Source organism: Streptomyces sp. BE20 (assembly GCF_036322525.1).
Lineage (GTDB): Bacteria > Actinomycetota > Actinomycetes > Streptomycetales > Streptomycetaceae > Kitasatospora.
This window is the reverse complement of the sequence record NZ_JAQYWW010001206.1, coordinates 1-1,384: the sequence shown is the minus strand read 5'-3', so window position 1 is coordinate 1,384 and position 1,384 is coordinate 1. Positions and strand designations below refer to the sequence as shown.

Sequence of the window (1,384 nt, the reverse complement as noted above, 5' to 3'; positions counted from 1 at the left end):
GCCGCCCAGGAGTTGGGGAGCAGGATGCTCACCAGGGTGCGCAGCCGGCCGGCGCCGTCGATGGCGGCGGCCTCGTCGAGCTGGACGGGCAGCGTCACGAAGTGCTGGCGCAGCAGGAAGATGCCGGTGGGGCTGGCCAGGAAGGGGATGATCAGCGCCCAGTAGGTGTCGATCCAGCCGAGGTCGCGCATCACCAGGTACAGCGGGACGAGGATGACCTGGGTGGGGATCATCAGCGTCGCGAGGATCAGGGTGAGGACGGCCTGCCGGCCGCGGAAGGGGATCCGGGCCAGGCCGTAGGCGGCGAGGGTGTCGAACACCAGGTTGCCGGCCACGACGGCGCCGGCCACCAGTACGGAGTTGACGAACCACTGGCCGAACGGGAAGGCCGAGAGGACCTCCCGGTAGGCGCCCAGGGTCAGGCTCCCGGGGATCAGGTGCCGCCCGTTGCCGACCAGTTCCTCCAGGGGCTGGAAGGAGGTCAGCAGCATCCAGAGCACCGGGAGTCCGGCGAAGACGCCGGCGACGGTCAGCCACAGCGTCGGGGCGAGACGCTTCGGGGACTTGCTCACGACTCCTCCCGGGAGGTCAGCTTCAGCCGGACGAGGGTGATCGTCAGGAGGATCACGAACAGGACCACCGAGGCGGCGGAGGCGACGCCCACGTCGGTCAGCAGGCGGGTGTAGATGAACGTGACGACGGTCAGCGTCGCGGTTCCCGGACCGCCTTCGGTCATCACCCACACCTGGTCGAACACCTTGAAGGAGTTGAACAGGAGCAGGAGGAAGACGGCGGCGGTGGCCGGCTTGAGCATCGGCAGGGTGATCGAGCGGAACTGTCGCCAGGGGCCGGCGCGGTCGATGGTGGCGGCCTCGTAGATCTCGTCCGGGATGCGCTGGAGTCCGCCGAGGAGGATCAGCGCGTAGATGCCGAACTCCTTCCAGATGCTGACGACGGCGACGGCGGGCAGGGCGAGGTCGTTGTCGAAGAGCCAGCGGGCGCCGTCGACGCCGAACAGGCCGATCAGCGTGTTGATCAGTCCGTGGTCGGGCTCGTACAGCCACTTCCAGACGAGGCCGGCGACCACCATCGGGATGACGGCGGGCAGCACGGTCACCGTGCGGACGAGGCGGGCGGAGGCGAGTTCACGGTTGGCGGCCGTCGCGGTGGCCAGCGCCAGCACGTAGGTGCCGACGATGGTGATCGCGGTGAACACCAGCGTGTTGACGATGCTGGTGCGGAAGGTGCCGGCGCCGAGGATGGTCCGGTAGTTCTCCGCGCCGACGAAGGTGCGCGGGCCCAGCAGGTTCCAGTGGTCGGTGCTCAGGAGCATCGACTGGACCATCGGGTAGAACGTGAAGCCCAGGATCACCAGCAGCGCGGG

Annotated in this window: 2 protein-coding genes; both read right to left on the bottom strand. The window is 68.7% G+C overall.

What is annotated here, in order from left to right; translation table 11 throughout:
* Positions 1-572: carbohydrate ABC transporter permease (locus tag PUR61_RS41125; protein ID WP_329885071.1), on the bottom strand; the 572-nt coding region annotated here is incomplete at its 3' end.
* Positions 569-1,384 (bottom strand): carbohydrate ABC transporter permease (locus PUR61_RS41120; protein WP_329885070.1); only part of this gene is annotated, 816 nt, incomplete at its 5' end. The genes PUR61_RS41125 and PUR61_RS41120, both read right to left, overlap by 4 nt.